At 73.4% G+C, this 18070-nt stretch carries 18 protein-coding genes; 8 read left to right on the forward strand and 10 right to left on the reverse strand.

From position 1 onward, the window contains the following. Window positions 1–4: 4 nt before the first annotated feature. The gene (locus HNR73_RS09685) at window positions 5–1255 is read left to right on the forward strand and encodes a GNAT family N-acetyltransferase (RefSeq protein WP_184787020.1); all 1251 of its coding nucleotides are present in this window, start codon (window positions 5–7) and stop codon (window positions 1253–1255) included. Here HNR73_RS09685 and HNR73_RS09690 read toward each other — a convergent pair. Next, complete coding sequence (locus HNR73_RS09690) at window positions 1222–2061, reverse strand: hypothetical protein (protein WP_184787021.1); 840 nt, start codon at window positions 2059–2061, stop codon at window positions 1222–1224. The genes HNR73_RS09685 and HNR73_RS09690 overlap by 34 nt on opposite strands. Before the next feature lie 32 nt (window positions 2062–2093). Continuing rightward, window positions 2094–2852 (reverse strand): PP2C family protein-serine/threonine phosphatase, encoded by a 759-nt coding sequence (locus tag HNR73_RS09695; RefSeq protein ID WP_184787022.1) that lies wholly within the window; start codon window positions 2850–2852, stop codon window positions 2094–2096. 65 nt (window positions 2853–2917) lie between these two features. On the opposite strand from HNR73_RS09695, the gene HNR73_RS09700 reads away from it, so the two are divergent. After that, window positions 2918–5320: a helix-turn-helix transcriptional regulator gene (locus tag HNR73_RS09700; RefSeq protein ID WP_184787023.1), complete on the forward strand. Its 2403-nt coding sequence runs from the start codon at window positions 2918–2920 to the stop codon at window positions 5318–5320. On the opposite strand, the gene HNR73_RS09705 is transcribed toward HNR73_RS09700, so the two are convergent. Next, window positions 5317–5619 (reverse strand): hypothetical protein, encoded by a 303-nt coding sequence (locus HNR73_RS09705; protein ID WP_184787024.1) that lies wholly within the window; start codon window positions 5617–5619, stop codon window positions 5317–5319. The genes HNR73_RS09700 and HNR73_RS09705 overlap by 4 nt on opposite strands. A 9-nt stretch (window positions 5620–5628) precedes the next feature. Then, window positions 5629–6051 (reverse strand): hypothetical protein, encoded by a 423-nt coding sequence (locus HNR73_RS09710; protein WP_184787025.1) that lies wholly within the window; start codon window positions 6049–6051, stop codon window positions 5629–5631. A gap of 89 nt (window positions 6052–6140) precedes the next feature. Between HNR73_RS09710 and HNR73_RS09715 the strand changes: the two genes are divergently transcribed. Beyond that, window positions 6141–6716, forward strand: a complete 576-nt coding sequence (locus HNR73_RS09715; RefSeq protein ID WP_184787026.1) for a TetR/AcrR family transcriptional regulator — start codon at window positions 6141–6143, stop codon at window positions 6714–6716. On the opposite strand, the gene HNR73_RS09720 is transcribed toward HNR73_RS09715, so the two are convergent. Next, window positions 6713–7756: a zinc-dependent alcohol dehydrogenase family protein gene (locus tag HNR73_RS09720; protein WP_184787027.1), complete on the reverse strand. Its 1044-nt coding sequence runs from the start codon at window positions 7754–7756 to the stop codon at window positions 6713–6715. The genes HNR73_RS09715 and HNR73_RS09720 overlap by 4 nt on opposite strands. A gap of 78 nt (window positions 7757–7834) precedes the next feature. On the opposite strand from HNR73_RS09720, the gene HNR73_RS09725 reads away from it, so the two are divergent. Continuing rightward, window positions 7835–8767 carry a threonine ammonia-lyase gene (locus HNR73_RS09725; protein ID WP_184787028.1) on the forward strand — a complete coding sequence of 311 codons (933 nt, stop codon included), beginning with the start codon at window positions 7835–7837 and terminating at the stop codon, window positions 8765–8767. On the opposite strand, the gene HNR73_RS09730 is transcribed toward HNR73_RS09725, so the two are convergent. Beyond that, a complete protein-coding gene (locus HNR73_RS09730; protein WP_184787029.1) occupies window positions 8754–9305 on the reverse strand; it encodes a cysteine hydrolase family protein in 552 nt (183 codons plus the stop codon). The two genes, HNR73_RS09725 and HNR73_RS09730, sit on opposite strands and share 14 nt — an antisense overlap. Window positions 9306–9450: 145 nt before the next feature. Here HNR73_RS09730 and HNR73_RS09735 point away from each other — a divergent pair, with 145 nt between their 5' ends. Next, entirely contained in the window at window positions 9451–13929 is a 4479-nt protein-coding gene (locus HNR73_RS09735) for a PDDEXK-like endonuclease domain-containing protein (protein WP_184787030.1), read from the forward strand. Next, window positions 13926–14588 (forward strand): NAD-dependent epimerase/dehydratase family protein, encoded by a 663-nt coding sequence (locus HNR73_RS09740; RefSeq protein ID WP_184787031.1) that lies wholly within the window; start codon window positions 13926–13928, stop codon window positions 14586–14588. Before HNR73_RS09735 ends, HNR73_RS09740 begins: the two co-directional genes overlap by 4 nt. Here the strand turns inward: HNR73_RS09740 and HNR73_RS09745 are convergent. The 3 genes from HNR73_RS09745 to HNR73_RS09755 are packed head-to-tail and all read right to left on the reverse strand — an operon-like array spanning window position 14563 to window position 16327. Continuing rightward, window positions 14563–15213: a hypothetical protein gene (locus HNR73_RS09745; RefSeq protein WP_184787032.1), complete on the reverse strand. Its 651-nt coding sequence runs from the start codon at window positions 15211–15213 to the stop codon at window positions 14563–14565. The genes HNR73_RS09740 and HNR73_RS09745 overlap by 26 nt on opposite strands. Window positions 15214–15245: 32 nt before the next feature. Beyond that, window positions 15246–15716 carry a DUF6653 family protein gene (locus tag HNR73_RS09750; RefSeq protein ID WP_184787033.1) on the reverse strand — a complete coding sequence of 157 codons (471 nt, stop codon included), beginning with the start codon at window positions 15714–15716 and terminating at the stop codon, window positions 15246–15248. Between the two features lie 2 nt (window positions 15717–15718). Then, the gene (locus HNR73_RS09755) at window positions 15719–16327 is read right to left on the reverse strand and encodes a TetR/AcrR family transcriptional regulator (RefSeq protein ID WP_184787034.1); all 609 of its coding nucleotides are present in this window, start codon (window positions 16325–16327) and stop codon (window positions 15719–15721) included. A 118-nt stretch (window positions 16328–16445) separates the two neighbouring features. On the opposite strand from HNR73_RS09755, the gene HNR73_RS39005 reads away from it, so the two are divergent. Then, window positions 16446–16742: a hypothetical protein gene (locus tag HNR73_RS39005; RefSeq protein WP_203686140.1), complete on the forward strand. Its 297-nt coding sequence runs from the start codon at window positions 16446–16448 to the stop codon at window positions 16740–16742. 28 nt (window positions 16743–16770) lie between these two features. Here the strand turns inward: HNR73_RS39005 and HNR73_RS09765 are convergent, their stop codons facing one another. Continuing rightward, the gene (locus HNR73_RS09765; protein WP_184787035.1) at window positions 16771–17616 is read right to left on the reverse strand and encodes a helix-turn-helix transcriptional regulator; all 846 of its coding nucleotides are present in this window, start codon (window positions 17614–17616) and stop codon (window positions 16771–16773) included. A gap of 174 nt (window positions 17617–17790) precedes the next feature. Between HNR73_RS09765 and HNR73_RS09770 the strand changes: the two genes are divergently transcribed. Next, window positions 17791–18024, forward strand: a complete 234-nt coding sequence (locus HNR73_RS09770; protein ID WP_184787036.1) for a heavy-metal-associated domain-containing protein — start codon at window positions 17791–17793, stop codon at window positions 18022–18024. Window positions 18025–18070 lie beyond the last annotated feature (46 nt).

Consider the following 18070-nt stretch of genomic DNA (forward strand, 5'->3'; position numbering starts at 1 on the left):
TCCCATGACCGACCCGTACCCCCTGCGTCCCGTCATCGACGCCGAGTTCACGCCCTGGGCGCGCATGATCGCCGATACCTACAGCGTCGACCGCACCGACGCCGAGCTGGCCCAGCAGCGCGCGGCCACCGACCTGACCCGCACGATCGGCGCCTTCGACGGCGACCTGCCCGTCGGCGGCGCCTCGATCTACCCGCGACTGCTGGCGGTGCCCGGCGCGATCATGCCCGTCGTGGGCGTGGCCACCGTCGGCGTCGGGCCCACGCACCGCCGCCGCGGCATCCTCACCTCGATGATGCGCGCGCAGCTGACCGGACTGTACGAGAGCGGCGCCGAGTCCCTCGCGGTGCTGCGTCCCGCCGAGGCCGCGATCTACGGCCGCTACGGCTACGGCGCCGCCTCACGCGGCAACCGGTTGCGCTGCGACAAGCGCGGGATGGTCTTCAAGCCCGGCACCGACTTCGGCGACGGCACCGTCGAACAGCTCGACCGCGACGCCGCCCGCCCGCTCCTGGAGAAGGTCTACGACCGGGTGTGGCCCGGCCGCGCCGGCTGGGCCGACCGGAGCGAGACCCTGTGGAACGGCCGGCTCTTCGACGAACCCGGGACCCGCGACGGCGCCACCTCACTGCGCTTCGCCGTCCACCGCGAACCCGGCGGCGAGGTCACCGGCTATGTCCTGTTCCGGCGGGCCAACGCCGTCGACGCGCTCGGCGAGTTCGCCGGGACCGTGCGGGTCCAGGAGCTCGCTGCGGAGTCGCCGACGGCCTATGCCGCGCTGTGGCGCTTCCTCGCCGGGATCGACGTGCTGCCGTGGATCGAGTACGAGGGCGCGCTCGACGAGGCACTGCCCGAGTTGCTCGTCGATCCGCGGGCGGCCCGCTCGACCGTCGTCGACCGCCTGTGGGTCCGCCTCGTCGACGTGGACAGGGCCCTCGCCGGACGTCGCTACGCCACCCCGCTGGACGTGGTCCTCGATGTCGACGACGCCTTCTGCCCCTGGAACACCGGCCGCCACCGGTTGCGCGCCGACGGCGGCACCGTCACCTGCGAACGCACCACCGCCGAGGCCGGCCTGGCCTTGACGGCGACCGAACTGGGCTCGGTGTTCCTGGGCGGGACGACGCTGTCGGCGCTCGCCGCCACCGGCCGGGTCCGCGAGTTGCGGCCGGGCGCGCTGTCGGCGGCCTCGCTCGCGTTCCGGTCGGAGCGGGAGCCGTTCTATCCGGGTGGCTGGGCGTTCCCGCTGTACTGATCCGCGCGCGCCGGGATCGCCGCGAGCGCGACGGCGGCGATCCACAGCGCGATCCCGAGGTTGAGCAGGAGCCCGAGACGCAGGTCGTAGAGGCGCCCGGCCGTCCAGGCCTCCTCGGCGAAGAAGGTCGGCGCGCAGGCCGCGCTGGGCAGCAGGAGCACCGATCCCGCGATGCTCAGCCCGAGCGACAGGCGCTGTCGCCCTGCCGGCTGCCGCTTCTCCCTGCGGCCCAGGGCGAACAGGCCGGCCATGACCAGGATCGGCAGCACCACCATCGCGACCACGACCGTCCACGATGGAGGCTCGACCCGTACGGCCAGCACGCGCCCGAAGGTCGCGCCCACGTAGTAGTCGACGGTGACGCCGTCCTTGGTCGCCTCCACGAAGTCGGGGGCGCCGTCATCGGCGAGGACCTCCCAGCCCGCCGCGGCGAGGCCCTCTTCGGCGGCGGCGGCGTATGGCGGCCGATCCGGTTCGGGCACGAAGGAGTGCCACTCCGCGACGGCGGCGTCGACCGGTGCCTCGAACCTGTCGTCGCCGAGGAGCAGCAGCTTCCAGGCCGGGAGCTTCGAAGGGTCGAGCCGGTCGCCGTCGAACACGTCGTGCTCGACGACGGTGGGCCGCTCGGTCTCGACGAGCGCGGCCAGTTCGGCGACGTCCTCGGCGGACAGGTCGGTGCTCATCCAGCCGAGGAAACTTCCGAGCATGAGCGCGAGCCCGAGGGACGCCACCGCCGTGAGGGCCATGCGCAGCGCGCGGGCGTCGCGTCGGCGGTCGACGGGGAGTTCGAGGAGGGCGGTCGCCATGCGGCGACTATATCGCCGATCTACATAGGGTGCTAGCGACCGAAAACCCGCGCGAAGAAGCCCTTCCGCGGCTCGGCCGCCTCCTCGACCTCGCCAACGATGACCGTCACGTTGTCCGGCCCGCCGCCTTCGAGAGCCAGCTCGACGAGGCGGTCGGCGCACTCCCGCACCGTCCCGTCGGCCAGCAGCGTCTCCTCGATCAGTTCGGCCGGAACGGCGTCGGGCAGCCCGTCGGAGCACACCATGTACCGCTCGCCGACGGCGGCCGTGATCGTCCGGACATGCGGCTGGACCGGCTCGCCCTGCAGCACCTTCGTCACGAAGGACTTGTGCGGGTGCGTGAAGACCTCGTCGGCGGTGATGCTGCCCTTGTCGACCAGCATCTGCACGTAGGTGTCGTCGCGCGTGAGCTGGGTGACCTCGCCCTCGCGGACGCGGTAGGCGCGCGAGTCGCCGACGTGTGCGATCGTGAGTTTCCCGTCGACCAGCAGCAGCGCCGTCAGGGTCGTCCCCATCCCGACGATCGCGGGATCCTCCTCGCCCGCCAGCCGGATGGCGTCGTTGGCGATGTCGACGGCGTCGCGCAGCCGGTCGGCCATCTCCACGACGTTCTGCGGCTCGTCGACCGGTGAGATCGACGCGATCGTGAGCGCGCTGGCGACCTCGCCCGCCTCGGCCCCGCCCACCCCGTCGGCGACGGCGATGAGGTGCCGCCCGGCGTGCATCGAGTCCTCGTTGTTCGCCCGGACCAGGCCGTGATGGGTGAGTGCCGCGTAACGCCACGAGATCATGCACGCAGCATCCTCCGCCGCCGCCCGGGCTGTCCATACGCACTTGTGCGTATGGTGTCAGGGCCGTGACGGACGACGACGGGAACCGGATGGGGACGAGGCCGATCGTGGGCCGCGCCGTGCAGCTGGCGGCCGTGCGCGCGGCCTGGGACCGCGTGCTGGCCGACGGCACCGGCGAGACCGTCGTCATCACCGGCGACGACGGCGTCGGCAAGTCCCGCCTGGCCGCCGAGGCCATGGCCGCGATGGAGCCGTCGGCGGTCCTCGCCGGGCGGGCGCGGGCGGTCGGCCCGGCGCCCTACGACTGGCTCGCCTCGGCCCTCGACGGTCAGTCCCTCGACGGGTTGCCCGCCCCGCCGGAGGCCCTCGCCTGGCTCACCCAGCGCCCGTCCACCCACCGCTACGAGCCGGGCGCGCTGCTGCGCCTGGCCGTCGACGTCGTGCGCCACCGCGTCGGCGAAGGCCCGGGCGTCCTCCTCGTCGAGGACCTGCACGACCTCGACCCGGCGAGCCTCAACCTCGTCGCCGACCTCGCCGCCGCCCGCGCCCTGCCCGCGCTGCTGCTGGTCACCAGCCGTCCCGCGGGTGACGGCACCGCCGCCCGGGTCCTGGCCCAGCTGTCCGGCGCGACCCGCTGCCACCTCGGGCCGCTGACCCCCGCCGAGACCGCCGAACTCCTCGACGGCGCCACCGGCGCGCCACCGAGCCCGCGCCTGGTGCTCGGCCTGCACCGCCGGACCGGCGGCAACGCCCGCTGGACCACCGAGATCATCGCCGCCGTCCGCGCGCGGGAACTCGCCACACCCCTCGACAGCCCGCTCCCGCCCTACCTGGCGTCGCTGGCCACGGCCCGCTTCGACGGCGCCGACGGCCGCGTCACCCGGGTCGCCGCGCTCCTCGGCGCGAGCCTGCGCACCGACGCCCTCACCGACCTGTGCGGCGGCGACGCCGAAGACGCCGTCGCGCGCCTGGCCGGGCAGGGCGTCTTCGTCCGCGACCGCGCCGGAGAACCGCGTTTCGCCTCACCGCTGGTCGCCGAAGCCCTCGCCCAGACGGCCCCGCCGTCGCTGCGCGCCAAGGTCCACCGCCGCGCCTACGCGCGAGCACTCGACGCCGGCGACCTCGACGGCGAGTTCCGCCACGGCCTCCACTGTGGCCGTGCGGTCGACCCGCGACCGGCCGTCGCCGCGCACCTCGCCGCCGGGCGTCCCCGCGCGGCCCTGGAGCTCGCCAATGCCGCCGGGCCGGTGCGGGACTCCGGCCTGGCGCGCGAGGCGTACATCGCCGCGCACTCCGTCGGTGACTACGCCAAGGCCGCCGACTACGCGCGGGCGTGGTCGGCGTCGGCCGTCGGCGCCGGGAAGGTCGAGGCCCAGCGCGTGATCGCCGACCTGTGGGGCCACGGCGGCTCGATAGCCTCACAGCACCGCCTGCTGGAGTCCATCGCCCCGCGCGTGGCGGCCGACGGCCGGGCCGCCTACCTCACCGCCCTCGGCCGGGCCGCGCTGTACGCCGAACGCCCCGCCGAGGCCGTCGGCTGGGCCGAACAGGCCCTCGAACTGACCACGGAGCCCGACCCCGCCGCCCTGACCGTCCTGGGCCACGCCACCGCGCTGACCGGCGACGGCGAACGCGGGCTCGCCCTGATCGCGGCGGGCCGCCGCTACGCCGCCGCCGCGCGCGACCTGGTCGTCTTCGGCCGGGCCGTGGCCGCCTCGGCCGCCGTCCGCCTGCCGGGTCTGTCGGGGGAGGCCGCCCGCCGGGTCCTCGACGAGCACCTGACCGCGCTGGCCAGACACGACCTGAGCGGCCGCGCCGGACCGGTCGTCGTCGCCGCCGCCGAGGCCGCCGTCGCGGCCGGTGAGACCGTCCACGCCCGCGCCCTCGCGGCCGAGCGGGTCGTGATCGAACCCGACCGCGTCGAACGCGCGATGCTCATCGCCCTCACCGCGCGCCTCGACGCCGCCGCCGGAGACCGCGACGGGGCTCAGCGCCTGCGCAGGAGCCTCACCGCCGAGACCATCGAGATGGACGCACCGCGCGTCCTGCGCGCGTCGGCCGGACTCGACCTCGCGCTCGCCGAAGGGCCCGGGGCCGCCGAGAAGGCGCTGCGCGCCTACGTCGGCGCCGCAAGCCCGGACGCGCACGCCGCCGGGCTCACCGAGGCCGGTCGCGTCGCACTGGAGGCCGGGGTCGGTGAAGCGCGGGTCGCGGTCCTGCTGCCCGACGGTGGAGCGTCGCTGGGCATCGGCGCGGGTGCGCCGGGCGCCGAACTCACCGCGCGGGAACGCGAGGTCCTGGGCTGTCTGGCCGAGGGGATGACCAACCAGCAGGTCGCCAGCCGCCTCGGCATCTCGATCCGGACGGTGACCGTGCACGTGTCGAACCTGCTGCGCAAGACCGGTTCGGCCTCCCGCACCGAGGCCGCGCTGTGGGCGGTGCGTCACGGCCTCGCGGGCGGCCGTTAGGCGGGCGGCCCCAGGCGCCGCTCGGCTTCGGCGAGGCGCTGCTCAAGGGCCCGGACGCGGTCGTAGAGGTCGATGAGGGTCGGCCCGTTGGCGACCACGCCGGAGCGCTGCCAGTTCCGCCGGACGAACTCCTCCCGGGTCTCGTGCGGCGACTGCTGGAACCCGCCCGGAGGGGCGGCGTGCGCCATCGTGCCCAAGCGGTGCCACGCGGCCTTCTGCGCCTTGAGGACGGCGACCGCGCCGAGGACGATGATCGCGAGGACCGCGACGGGAATCAGTAAGAACAGGTTCTCGGACACGTCGGCCGCCTAGCTCTCGTCACCGGACGGAAGACCGGCATCGGTGAGGAACCCCGGGCCGGTCATCAGCCGCCAGTCGAGGAAGGACCCGTCGGTGAACGCCATCCGCGCGACCGGGTCACCGTCCCGCTCGCCGGTGCCGGCGAAGGAGGCCACGTACCGCCGGGGGAGCTGCGAGGTCATCGACGGCTCCTCCTCGCCCGTCGCGCCGAAGTCCCAGAAGGTCAGGTACAGGTCCGACACCGACAGCACGAGCGGGTCGCCGTCGCGGGAGAAGGCCGCCGCGATCGAGCCTTCGCCGCCCTGCCGCACGCCGGGGACGACCCGGCAGTGCGCGAGCAGGCGCTCGCCGGCGAGGAGCCGGGTCAGTCGCTTGGTGAAGTCGGGCGCGGCGAGGGCCGCTTTCCCGGCGATCTTGTCGAAGACGTCCATATCGCTCCCTAACGCAGTGGGCCTTGCGTTAGTGACCCTAAGTCCACCACGCCCTTAACGCAATCAGCTTCTGCGTTAATGTGAAGCACGTGACTCCGACCGCACCGGCCCGCCGGACCGGGGGCCGCAGCGCGCGCGTCCGCGCGGCGGTGCACCGGGCCTTCACCGAACTGCTCACCGAACGCGGCTACGGCAACTTCGCCGTCGGCGACGTCGCCGAACGCGCCGGTGTCGCCGACTCCAGCGTCTACCGCCGGTGGGGACGGCTCGACGCGCTGCTCATGGACGTCCTCGTCGACCGGCTCAACACCGACTGGCCCGTTCCCGACACCGGCGGCCTCGCGGGGGACCTGCGCGAGTTCGCGCTCAACGTCGCCAGGGGCGTCAACGGGCCCGACGCGCTGACGGTGCTGCGGACGGTCATCGCCCTCCTCGACGTCGAAGGCGGCGAGGAGGTCCGCAGGCTCTTCCTGAGCCAGCGGACCGGTCAGATCGAGGCGATGCTCGACCGCGCGCGGGCGCGCGGCGAACGGACGCCCGAGGTCGGCGACGTCGTCGACGTGGTGATGGCGCCGATGTACTTCCGCTACGTCTTCTCGGCCGGTCCCGTCGACGACGCCTACGTCCGGAAGCTGCTGGAACGCCTCGGCGTCGTGGTCTTCTAGGCCCCCGGCAGCACGACGGTGACCCCGGCGCCGGGCCGCGTGCCCATCGCCGCAAGCGCGGCCGGTGCCTCGCCGAGGCCGATCGTGCTCGTCACGAGATCCTGCGGGCGCAGGCGCCCGGCGGCGACCAGCCCCATCATCTCCGGATAGGCGTGCGCGGCCATGCCGTGGCTGCCCAGGACGTCCAGCTCATAGACGATGACGCGCTCCATGGGCAGCGCCGGATCGCCCTCGGCACCCGGCAGCAGCCCGACCTGGACGTGCCGTCCACGCCGCCGCAGGCTCAGCAGCGAGGCCGCGCACGTCCCCGGGCTGCCCAGCGCGTCGAGGGAGACGTGCGCACCGCCGCCGGTGGCCGCGCGGACCGCCTCGGCGGTGTCGGCGCCGTCGGCGGCCGAGACGCACACCGCCGCCCCGAAGCGCTCTGCGAGGGCCAGCGCGACCGGCGAGACGTCGACCGCGACGACCCGCGCGCCCGCCGCCGCGGCGATCATCACCGCCGACAGTCCGACCCCGCCGCACCCGTGCACCGCGACCCACTCGCCGGGCCGGGCCGCGCCCCGGGCGGCGACCGCGCGGTACGCCGTCGCGAAACGGCAGCCCAGCGAGGCCGCCGCGGTGAAGGAGAGCCCGGCCGGGAGCGCGATGAGGTTGGCGCCGGCGGCGTCGACCCGGACGTATTCGGCGAAAGAGCCCCAGTGCGTGAAACCCGGCTGCGTCTGGCGCTCGCAGACCTGCTGCTCACCCGCCGCGCACGCCGGGCAGCTCCCGCAGGCGCACACGAAAGGCGCGGTGACGCGGTCACCCGGTTTCCAGCCGGTGACCTCCTCGCCGACCGACTCCACGACACCGGCGAACTCGTGACCCGGTACGTGCGGGAGCGCGATGTCGGGGTCGTGGCCCATCCAGCCGTGCCAGTCGCTGCGGCACAGCCCGGTCGCCTCAACGCGGACGACCGCGCCACGCCGACCGGGGGAGGGCTCGGGGACGTCGGCGACGGCGAGGGGGCCGCCGTGGGCCTCGAAAAGCACCGCTCGCATGCTCGGCTCCTTACTCGGCGAATGCCCGATGGTAGGACCCGGCGTGCCCCGGCGACCAGCCCTGGGCACACTTGATCCATGAGGCTGGTGACGATCGACGACGTCCGCGCGGCGGAGAAGGCCATCGAGGGGTTCGCCGTGCGCACCCCACTGCTGCACGCCGCATGGGCCGGTGACCTGTGGCTCAAGGCGGAGAACCTCCAGCCGGTCGGGGCCTTCAAGATCCGTGGCGCGGCCAACGCCCTGGCCCGTCTCCCCGAGGGCGCCGGCGTCATCACGCACTCATCGGGCAACCACGGGCGCGCCCTCGGGTACGCCGCCGCGCGTCGCGGAGTGCCGTGCGTGGTCGTCGTCCCCGACACCGCCCCGGCCGCGAAGGTCGCCGGGATCCGCGACACCGGTGCCGAGATCATCATGGTCACGCCCGCCGAACGCTTCAGCGCCACCGAACGCCTGACCGCCGAACGCGGCCTCGTGCTCATCCCGCCCTACGACCACCCCGACGTGATCGCCGGGCAGGGCACGGTCGGGCTGGAGATCCTCGACCAGTCATCCGATGTGGACACCGTGCTGGTGCCGGTCGGCGGCGGCGGGCTCGGTTCCGGGGTGGCGACGGCCGTCAAGGCGCTCGCGCCCACGGTCCGGGTGATCGGGGTCGAGCCGGAACTGGCCGCCGACGCCGAGGAGAGCCTCCGTGCCGGGGAACTCATCGCCTGGCCGCAGGAGAAGAGCTACCGCACCATCGCCGACGGCGTCCGCACGGGCCTGTCGGAGCTCACCTTCGCGCACCTCAAGGCCAGGCTCGACGACATCGTGACCGTCACCGAGGCCGAGATCCGTTCCGCCACCGGGGAACTGGCCCGCCGCGCGAAGCTCGTCGCCGAACCGACCGGCGCGCTCACCACCGCCGCGTACCTGCGCTACGGGTCCGAGTGGGGCCGCGCCGCCGCCGTCGTCAGCGGCGGGAACCTCGACCCGGAGCTGCTGGCGGAACTCGTCACGGCGAGCTGAAGTCCACTTCGGACGAAGGCAGTACCCGGACGCTGCGGCCCGGGTACTCGATGATGCCGAAGATCTGGTTGTGGTGCGCGATCGACCGCGCGGCCGAGATGTACTCGTCGGTGTCCTCGCGTTCCATCGTCGTGTGCCCGTCGGCGACGAGCACGACGTCGTAGCCGTGCCCGAGCGACGCCCGCGCGGCGCTCTCGACGCAGAACTCCGTGGCGAAGCCGGTGACCAGCACCTCGGTGACGCCCAGCGCGTCCAAGGTCGCCTTCAACGTCGTGTCGATAAAGGGATCGGCGCTCCGCTTGGCGATCACGACGTCCTCGACCCGGGGCGTCAGCGCCTCGACGAACTCGTGCCCCGGCGCGCCTTGCGGCAGTTTCTCGCCCCACTGCTGCAAAGCGATCACGGGGACTCCGGCCGCATCCGCCCGCTCCCGCAACCCGGCGACGACCGCGACGGTGGCATCGAGGTCGTGCGCCCGCGAGCGGGTGAGTAGCGCGGTCTGCATGTCGATGATGAGCAGCGCGGGACGGTGGGCCATGAGGGGGACCATACGCGGGTGGGGGTGGGGGAGGTGGGTGGATGCGTGCCTCCGCGCCGAGCGGGTATCCACAAGGGTCCCCACCCGCCACGACATTCGCCGCCCCGCCGGGCGCGTGTCATCCTCTAAGGGAGGTGACCTGCCGATGCCCGTCCCGAACATCGTCGACCGCGCCATCAGGCTGTTCCGGTTCCTCGCGCGGGTCCAGCAACTGCGCTCCGACCCGCCGCGCACCGTCGAGGCCTACCAGCAGGGCGGCGGCGCCGTCCTCTGGTTCGGTGACGTGCCGGCGCATCCCGCCGTCGCGCCGATCGGTCCCGAACCCGGCCCCGACGACGTGCTGCTCACCGTCGACCGCGTCGCGCGCGTCGACCCGCCCACCCCGCCCGAAGCGCTGGCCGCGCGGCTGAGCACGCCCCTCGACGACCCGGACACGCCGCCCGCGCTCGACGACGGCGCGAGCGAACCCGAACTCGACGCCTACCTCACCGCCTGGAACCCCTGGGCCGAAAAGGAACGCGCCGACGCGCCGGTCCGCGCGCTGTACGGCCGCCTCTTCGCGATGCACGTGGCCGCCACCGGCCACCCCGAGGACCTCGAACTCGTCCTCGGCATCGGCTGCCTCTCCTGGGTCCCGCCCGGCGAGTCCCCGGTCCGCCGCCACCTGCTGACCGCGCCCGTCGCCATCGGCTTCGACGCCGACACCGGCCGCCTGTCGGTCGTGCGCGTCAAGGCCCTCGACGCGCTCGCCGTCGAACTGGAGATGCTCGACCCCGGCCACATCGCCGCATCGGCGCACCTCCAGGGGATTCGCGCCGACGCGCAGAGCACCGCCGCGCACCCCATGCACCGCGGCGAGCAGGGACCGCTCGTCCGCCGTCTCGTGCACACCCTCGACGCCGACGGCGGGTACAGCGACGCCGACCTCCCGCCCGCGCACGGCCCCCGCGCGCAGGCCGCCTTCGCGCCCGCGCTCATCCTGCGCCGCCGTTCCCGCCGCGACCTCGTCGAGATCTACGAGGCCATCGGCGAAGAACTGATCCACACCGGTCGCGTCCCCGAAGGCCTCCTCCCGCTCGTCGACCCCGACCACGTGCCCGCCGCCGAACCCGGCGGGCCCGGCGGCGCACTGGTCACAGTGGACGGTGATCCCTTCCTTCCGCTGCCCGCCAACGACACGCAGCGCCGGATCCTCGAACAGGTAGACACCCGGGCCCAGACCCTCGTGCAGGGCCCGCCCGGCACCGGCAAGACCCACACCGCCGCCCTGCTCATCTCCCACCTCCTCGCCCGCGGCGAGCGCGTCCTGGTCACCGCCCACACCGACCGCGCCCTCAAAGAGGTCCGCGACAAGCTTCCGGCGGCGATCAAACCGCTGTCGGTCGCCGTCGTCGGCACCTCGCGGGAGGACATGTCCGACCTCAAGGTCGCCGTCGAGCGCATCGCCGCCGCCTCCGCCGAACACGACGAGGCCGCCGCCGCCGAGACCATCGAGGCGTGCCTGGCCGCCATCGACCGGCTCGGCGCCGAACGCGCCGGGCTCCACCACCGCCTCGTCGACGCCCGCGAGGACGAGGTCCGCGTGCACGAGTTCCGCGGTGAGCGCGGCACCCTGGCGCAGCTCGCCGTCCGTCACCGCGAGCGGAGCGCGAAGCACGCGTGGCTGCCGGAGTACGCCGAGGTCGACGCCGGCGAGCCGGCCCCGCTCGACTCCACCGAGGCCCTGGCGTGGCTGAAACTGTTGCGGGACAGCGATCTCGCCGCCGACGAACCCGAGGCCGACGCCCGTCTCGTCGAACTGGCCGCCGTCCCCGACCGGGGCATCTACGCCGATCTCGTCGCCACCGTCCCCGGTCTGGGCGTACTCGCCGACCGGGTCGCCGCCGCGCCCGTGCCGCGCGTCTTCGCCGACCTCGTCGCCGCGGAACGCGCCGCCATCGAGGCCGAAGCGGCCCACGGGCACCTCAAGGACCACCCCGCGCACCGGCCGGTCACGGCCCTGGATCCCGGTGTCCGCGCGGAGTTGCGGGAGCGGCTCCACCGCCTCGCCGACGAGGCCGGCGACCTCGCCCGCTGGCGCGAGCGCTGGATGGACGAGGCGCTCGTCGACGTCCGCTCCGGCCGCGCCCAGATCTGGCGTGCCCGCGCCCGCCAGATCAGCGACCTGATGGTGCGCGCGAAGCCCCTCGTGGAACGAATCGGGCCGCTCACCCACATCGAGGTGGAGGGTGGCGGGGTCGGCGCACTCAACGCCCTCGCGCGGCAGCTGCTGGAGCACCTCGGCACCGGCGGCCGCATCAAGGCCGGGCCGGACGGCACCGTCAAGGTCGGCGCCCTCACCGCGAAGGCCGTCAAACAGGCGCAGCCGCTGTTCGAGCGCGTTCGCGTCGACGGCCTGCCGCCGACGACCCGCGACCGGCTCGAAGCCTTCGCCACCCATGTCGACGCGCTCGCCGCGCTCGGTGCCCTCGACCGGGCCTGGCCGGACGGAACCCCGGTCCCGGCGGGGAAGTCGCTGTCGGAGCGTCTCCAGTGGCACCTGACCGAACGCGCCCAGCTCGGCCGCGTGCTCGCCCTCGGCGGCGCGCTCGACCGCGAGGAGAGCGCCCTCGCCGGGATGGGCCTGCCGCGTCCCGATTGGACCGACCTGGCCTCCGTGCGCTCGTACGCCGCCCTCGTGGAGGCCGCGGCGGCCGCCGACGCCGTTCGTTCGGCGGGCGTGCCGCTGACCCGGATCGCCGAAGTGGTCGGGGAGGTGGCGCGCTGGAAGGACGCCGCGCCCTGCGTCCGGGAGCTCGACGCCGCCGTCGCCGGACGCGACCCCGACGCCTACGCCACCGCACACGCCCGGCTCGCGAGACTCCATCAGGTCCGGGCGCTGGCGGCCCGCCGCGACGATCTCGCCCGCCGTCTGTCCACAGTGGCCGACGGGCTGCGCGAGGCCGTCGCCGCCGATCCCGGCGACCCCGTGTGGCGCACCCGGCTCGGCGCTTTCGAGGAGGCCTGGGACTGGGCCGCGACGGGCGCGTGGATCACCGGCCGTGACGCCGAGGACGTCAACCTGCTGCGTTCGTCGGTCACCGCGGTCGAGGAGCGGATCCGCGCCCAGGTCGAGGAACTGGCCGCCACCCGCGCCTGGAACCACGCCGTCTCGGCCGCGCGCCTGACCGGCGCCGCCCGCGCGAACCTCACCCACTACGCCCAGCTCGTGCAGCGCCTCGGCAAGGGCACGGGCAAGTACGCCGTGCAGCGCCGAACGGAGATCCGCCAGGCCATGGACCGCTGCCGCGAGGCCGTCCCGGTGTGGATCATGCCGGTCTACCGGATCGCCGAGCAGCTGCGGATCCGGCCGGGCATGTTCGACGTGGTCATCGTCGACGAGGCCTCCCAGGCCGGTCTCGAAGCGACCTTCCTGCAGTACCTGGCGCCGAAGATCGTCGTGATCGGCGACGACCGGCAGGTCTCGCCCTCCGCCGTCGGCGTCAACCAGCAGCGCCTGCGCGACCTCGCCGGCCAGTACCTCGCCGACGACCACTACCGCGCCTCCTGGCAGGACCCCCGCCGCAGCCTCTTCGACGAGGCCAAGATGCGGTTCCGGGGGATGCTCACGCTGACCGAGCACCGCCGCTGCGTCCCCGAGATCATCGGTTTCTCCAACCGCGTCGCCTACGAACCCGACGGGATCCGTCTGCTCCCGGTGCGGCAGTACGGCGTCGACCGCCTCGAACCGGTCCGCCCGGTGTACTGCCCCGACGGGTACACGCGCGGCCAGACCGGCGGGAAGGTCAACCCCGTGGAGGCCGAGGCCGTCGTCGCGCAGATCGAGAAGTGCGTCGCCGACCCGCGCTACGACGGGCTCACCTTCGGCGTCATCTCCCTGCTCGGAACCTCTCAGGCCAAGGCGATCGAGCGCGAGCTGCTGGACCGGATACCGCCGGAGGAATGGGCCGCCCGCGACCTGCGCTGCGGTGACTCCGCCGACTTCCAGGGCGCCGAACGCGACGTCATGTTCCTGTCCATGGTCGCCGCGCCCGACGACCGCGCGGGAGACGGCGGGCTCCGCTCCGCCCTCACCAGCGACGTCTACGTGCAGCGCTACAACGTCGCCGCTTCCCGTGCGCGTGACCAGATGTGGCTTTTCCACTCGATCGAGCCGAGTGCCCTGGGCAACCCCGAGGACATGCGCTTCCAGCTGCTCGACCACTGCTACCACGCCGTTCGCGGCACGGGCGCCCCCGCCGTCGGCGAGCGCGTCAGCGACACCGTCCGCGTCGAGCCCTTCGAGTCGCTGTTCGAGCAGCGCGTCCACAATCGGCTGTGCGAGCTGGGGTACACGGTGATCCCGCGTTTCCCGGTCGAGGGCTACCGCATCGACTTGGTCGTCGTCGGTGCCAAGGCGCGTCTGGCCGTCGAGTGCGACGGCGACACCTGGCACGGTCCGCAGGCCTACGAGCACGACCTGGCCCGCCAGCGTGACCTCGAACGCTGCGGCTGGCGCTTCCACCGCGTACGCGAGTCGGCCTTCGCGATCGACCCCGAGGCGGCCCTGGCCGCGCTCGTGGGCCGCCTTCGTGAGCTGGACATCCATCCCGCGGGGGCCGATTCGCCTACCGTGAACTCATGAGGGTGCTGCTTTTCGGTGGGACGGGCATGGTCGGTCAGGGCGCGCTGCTGGCGTGCCTGCGGGATCCGGGCGTGCGCGAAGTGCTGTCGGTCGGGCGGGCCGCGACCGGCCGCTCGCACGCCAAGCTGACCGAGCTCGTCCGCCCGGACCTGTTCGAACTGTCCGATGTGGAGGACCGGCTCGCCGGGTTCGACGCCTGCCTGTTCTGCCTCGGCGTGTCCTCGGCGGGGATGGGGGAGGCCGACTACCGGCGGGTCACCCACGATCTGACGATGTCGGTCGCCGAACGCCTGGTGCGCGTCGGGCCGTCGACGCGTTTCCTCTACATCTCCGGTGCCGGAACGAATGCGGGCGGCCGAAGCATGTGGCAGCGGGTGAAGGGCGCCACCGAGAACGCGCTCCTCGCCACGCCCCTGGATGCGTACATGTTCCGCCCGGGGATGATCCAGCCTCGCGACGGGATCCGGTCGAAGACGCGTCTCTACCGGGCTCTGTACACCGTGCTGACGCCGGTGCTCAGCGGCCTGCGGGCGATCGCGCCGAACGCGGTGACGACCACCGACGCGCTCGGCCGCGCGATGCTCGCGGTCGCCGAACGCGGCGGGGATCAGCGCGTGCTGGAGATGGCCGACATCAACCGTCTGTCCCGAGAGCCATGAGGACCAGCGCGATCGGCGCGGCCAGGATCAGCGTCCGCAGCGGCTCGGGCAGCTGGTAGAGGAGTCGCAGGACGCCGTCGTCGCCGTACTCGGCGACCATGACGCCGTTGGCGTCGAGGAACGCGACCTGTGAGGCGCCGTGCGCGCGGCCGCCTTCGGCGCGCTGCGCGAAGGCCTCCCACGCGACCTCGCACACCGGGGTGCCGTGGGCGTCGACGAGCCGGTGCGACTGGGCGCCGGCGACCCAGCCGGTGATGGGCGCGGTCATCATGCTCGGCGCGACGCTCTGGATGTACTTGGCGGTGTTGTGCTCGACGCGGCCGTAGACCATCCCGTTGGCGGCCTGGACCGTCACCGGCACCTGGACGACGGAGACCTGGCCCGGCTGGCGGTCGAGGTAGAACATCGGCGTCCCGGCGGCGTCGTCGACGCGCAGGGCGACGTGCGGGCGGTCGCCGACGTGGTCACCGGGCTCGAAGAACTTCGCGATCCCCTTGCGGGGTGGGGGTCCGATGATCTGGACGGCCTTGGCCAGGAGCGCGCCGGTGTCGTCGGTGTAGCTGAAGTCGACGCTGTTGTCGGGCTGGGACACCTTCATCCGAGGCGTGTCGTAGATCCCGGGCATGGTTCCGATCCTCGGGCGTGGGAGCGTTTCCGTCAAGGATTCTCGTCGTAGAGGCGGACGAGGCGGTCGATCCGCCACAGCTGCCCGACGATGAGGAGCGTCGCCCCGAAGACGGTCGGCCACACCGCGAGCACGACGAGGCCCCACACGATCATGACCAGGCCCGCGAGGCCGAGAACGCCGAGGAGGCGCAGGACCGCGCGGTGCTCGGCGTCGACGAGCGAGCGGTCGGCGAGCCACCGCTTCTCGCCGTAGATCCCTTTCGCCGCCCAGCTTCGAGGCTGCTCGACGGGCGCGAACGCGCGCGGGTTCAGCCACAGCCACACGACGACGGCGCCGATCGGGGCGAGGGACCACCAGCCGATCCAGTCGCGGCTCCAGATGGCGAGCAGCATGAGCGGGATCGCGGCGAAGCGGGTCCAGACGCTCCACGGGTTGGCGTGCCGCTTCCAGGATTCGTCGGTCATCCGGAAGGTCGAGGCCACAGTGGACAGTGCGCCCATGGTCAGCTCCGTTCGGTGGTGAGGCCCCTGGCGAGGGTGGCGATCGTGGCGTCGAGGACGGCGGCGTGGTCGGCGCCGAAGAGCTCGCGGTTCATGACGACCAGGCCGGCCGCGCGCATGACGCCGAGCACCGTGCCGGGCTCGACGTCGCCGACGAGCAGCCCCTCGCGCTGGCCCCGCCCGATGTAGTCGAGGACCGGTGCGATGAGCTGAGGCCCGATCCGCGCCACGTCCTCGGGCGCCACCCGCCGCGACACCGCGCGCAGCTCCTCGGGATGTGTCAGAAGGCGACGGTAGAAGGGATCGGTGGTCAAGACCTCGGTGAGCGCGTGCAGCAGGGCGGTCACCCCCTCGACGTCGGCCGGTTCGGCCAGCGCGGGCTTCAGGCGGTCGGCGATCAGCGGCGCCCGCCGGAGCATGACGGCGGTGTAGAGCGCCTCCTTGGAATCGAAGAAGGCGTAGAAGCTGCCCTTGGCGATCCCGGCGGGGGCGACGAGCTCGTCGAGGGAGGTCTTCTTGAGGCCCTGCGCGGGAAAGAGCGCCTCGCCCGCGTCGAGGAGGAGGGCGTGGATGCGCTCGCGTTCGTCGGGGGTGAAGGGGACGGGCGGCACGAGCGGCTCCTGACTCAAGCTATGACTGGATTGGATATTCGGTCATAGCCTACGTCACGAAGACCGGTGGTGGCGAGCGCGGGGACCTCTCCCGTGCGGCGATCGTTAGCCTCATGGAATGCAGCCACCGCACAGCACACCTGAAGCCCCGAAAAGCGCGGGACCGGCCGTGGCCTCGGTGGTCCTCGCGTTCCTGGGCATCGTGCTGCCCTTCCTGCCGATCGACCTGACGGGCGTGCGCGCGTTCATCGCCCTGCCGCTCGGCCTCGCGGGGCTCGCCGCGGCGATCGTCGGCCTGACGGGAAACCGGCGCGGCAGGCCGGTGGCGGTGGCCGGGATCGTGCTCTCGGTGCTGGTGGCGGCGCTGGGGGCCTGGATGATCGCCCTGCACGTGGATCTGGGGGCGGGGGGTTAGGCGAGAGGGCTTCCCGCACGCCTCATCCCTAGTCCAACCACCCCAACCGCGCCGCCCGCACCCCCGCCTGGAACCGGCTCCCCGCCCCGAGCAGCGCCGTCAACTCGCCGACGATCCGAGTCACCGTCCGGGTCGACACCCCCAGCGCCCGCGCGATCGCGTCGTCCTTCGCGCCCGTCCCCAGCATCCGCAGCACCGTCCGCTGCTGCTCGGTGAGCCGCGCGTCGTGCACCGATCCGGGCACGTCGGCGGCCTCCGACGCGGTCGTCCAGCAGTAGTCGTGCAGGTGCGCCAGCGGTTGCGCGAGGTTGCGCCCGCGCAGGATCACCGCCCACGCGCGCGGGTCGCTCCGGTCGCCTTCGACGATCGCGGTGGCGCGGTCGTAGACGACCATCCGCGTCGGCACCAGCGGCGCGTACCGGACCTCGACTCCGGTGGCCGTGCGCGCTTCGAGGTGGCGGCGCATGTGCGGGAGGTTGTGGGTGATCTGCGCGTGCAGGGTCCGGATCCGCACGCCGTTGGCCAGTGCGACGTCGTCGCGCGTGCGGACCCGGGCCGGTTCGCGCTCGTGGTGGTTCCAGTCCGAGGCGGGGTGCAGTTCGAGGATGCTCTCCCGGGCCAGCTCGGCCAGTTCGTTGAGGATCTGCTCGATGAGCGGCCGATCCTCGCGGTTGTCGGCCAGGAGCCTTCCGAGGGCGGCCATCGCGTCGACGGAGATCTCGGCCGCCGCGTCGAGCAGCCCGAGCGAGGCCAGGTGCCCGCGCACCCCGGGCACCTGCTCGGGTGGCAGGTCCACGGTGGACGCGGCGAAAGTCGTTCCGTCCTCGCGCATGCGCGCGTAGACCTGTTGCGCGGCAAGAGCCGTGTCCACCATGGGCGCTCCCGTCGACCGTGTCCGGTTCCCGCCATGGCGTACCCCGGAAGCGCCGAGTCGTGGCGCCGGCCGACCGCGGACGGCCATGCTCGGTGTCGGGGCGAGCCGACGGCGGTCATACCTAACCGCCGTACGGTTCCATGCACGCCCCGGACCACCCCGTGAGGAGCGAAAATGATCACCGTCGACTTCAGTCTCACCGCCTACCGCGTCACCGGCCTCGACGCCGGGACCTGCGCGCACCGCGTGGACAGCGTCCGCGTCGAGCTGATCCGGGTGCCCGGCGTCGGCGGCGTCGACCTGGATCCCGCGCCCGGCAAGGTCAGCGTCCTGTCCGACGGTGACGTCGACGAGGCGGCGGTCCGTGCGGCCATCGAGGCCGCCGGCTGCGACATCGCGGCCTGTTGAACGAGCACGGACCGGCCCGTTTCCGCTGACGGGCCGATCCACTGCT

Origin of the sequence: Phytomonospora endophytica (assembly GCF_014202425.1) — a bacterium.
Taxonomy (GTDB): Bacteria; Actinomycetota; Actinomycetes; order Mycobacteriales; family Micromonosporaceae; genus Phytomonospora; species Phytomonospora endophytica.

Bases quoted from the DNA above. Each gene is read 5' to 3' on its own strand.
- HNR73_RS09685 (WP_184787020.1), top strand. From the start codon at position 5: ATGACCGACCCGTACCCCCTGCGTCCCGTCATCGACGCCGAGTTCACG.
- HNR73_RS09690 (WP_184787021.1), bottom strand. From the start codon at position 2,061: ATGGCGACCGCCCTCCTCGAACTCCCCGTCGACCGCCGACGCGACGCC.
- HNR73_RS09695 (WP_184787022.1), bottom strand. From the start codon at position 2,852: ATGATCTCGTGGCGTTACGCGGCACTCACCCATCACGGCCTGGTCCGG.
- HNR73_RS09710 (WP_184787025.1), bottom strand. From the start codon at position 6,051: ATGGACGTCTTCGACAAGATCGCCGGGAAAGCGGCCCTCGCCGCGCCC.
- HNR73_RS09720 (WP_184787027.1), bottom strand. From the start codon at position 7,756: ATGCGAGCGGTGCTTTTCGAGGCCCACGGCGGCCCCCTCGCCGTCGCC.
- HNR73_RS09725 (WP_184787028.1), top strand. From the start codon at position 7,835: ATGAGGCTGGTGACGATCGACGACGTCCGCGCGGCGGAGAAGGCCATC.
- HNR73_RS09730 (WP_184787029.1), bottom strand. From the start codon at position 9,305: ATGGCCCACCGTCCCGCGCTGCTCATCATCGACATGCAGACCGCGCTA.
- HNR73_RS09735 (WP_184787030.1), top strand. From the start codon at position 9,451: ATGCCCGTCCCGAACATCGTCGACCGCGCCATCAGGCTGTTCCGGTTC.
- HNR73_RS09740 (WP_184787031.1), top strand. From the start codon at position 13,926: ATGAGGGTGCTGCTTTTCGGTGGGACGGGCATGGTCGGTCAGGGCGCG.
- HNR73_RS09745 (WP_184787032.1), bottom strand. From the start codon at position 15,213: ATGCCCGGGATCTACGACACGCCTCGGATGAAGGTGTCCCAGCCCGAC.
- HNR73_RS09750 (WP_184787033.1), bottom strand. From the start codon at position 15,716: ATGGGCGCACTGTCCACTGTGGCCTCGACCTTCCGGATGACCGACGAA.
- HNR73_RS39005 (WP_203686140.1), top strand. From the start codon at position 16,446: ATGCAGCCACCGCACAGCACACCTGAAGCCCCGAAAAGCGCGGGACCG.
- HNR73_RS09765 (WP_184787035.1), bottom strand. From the start codon at position 17,616: ATGGTGGACACGGCTCTTGCCGCGCAACAGGTCTACGCGCGCATGCGC.
- HNR73_RS09770 (WP_184787036.1), top strand. From the start codon at position 17,791: ATGATCACCGTCGACTTCAGTCTCACCGCCTACCGCGTCACCGGCCTC.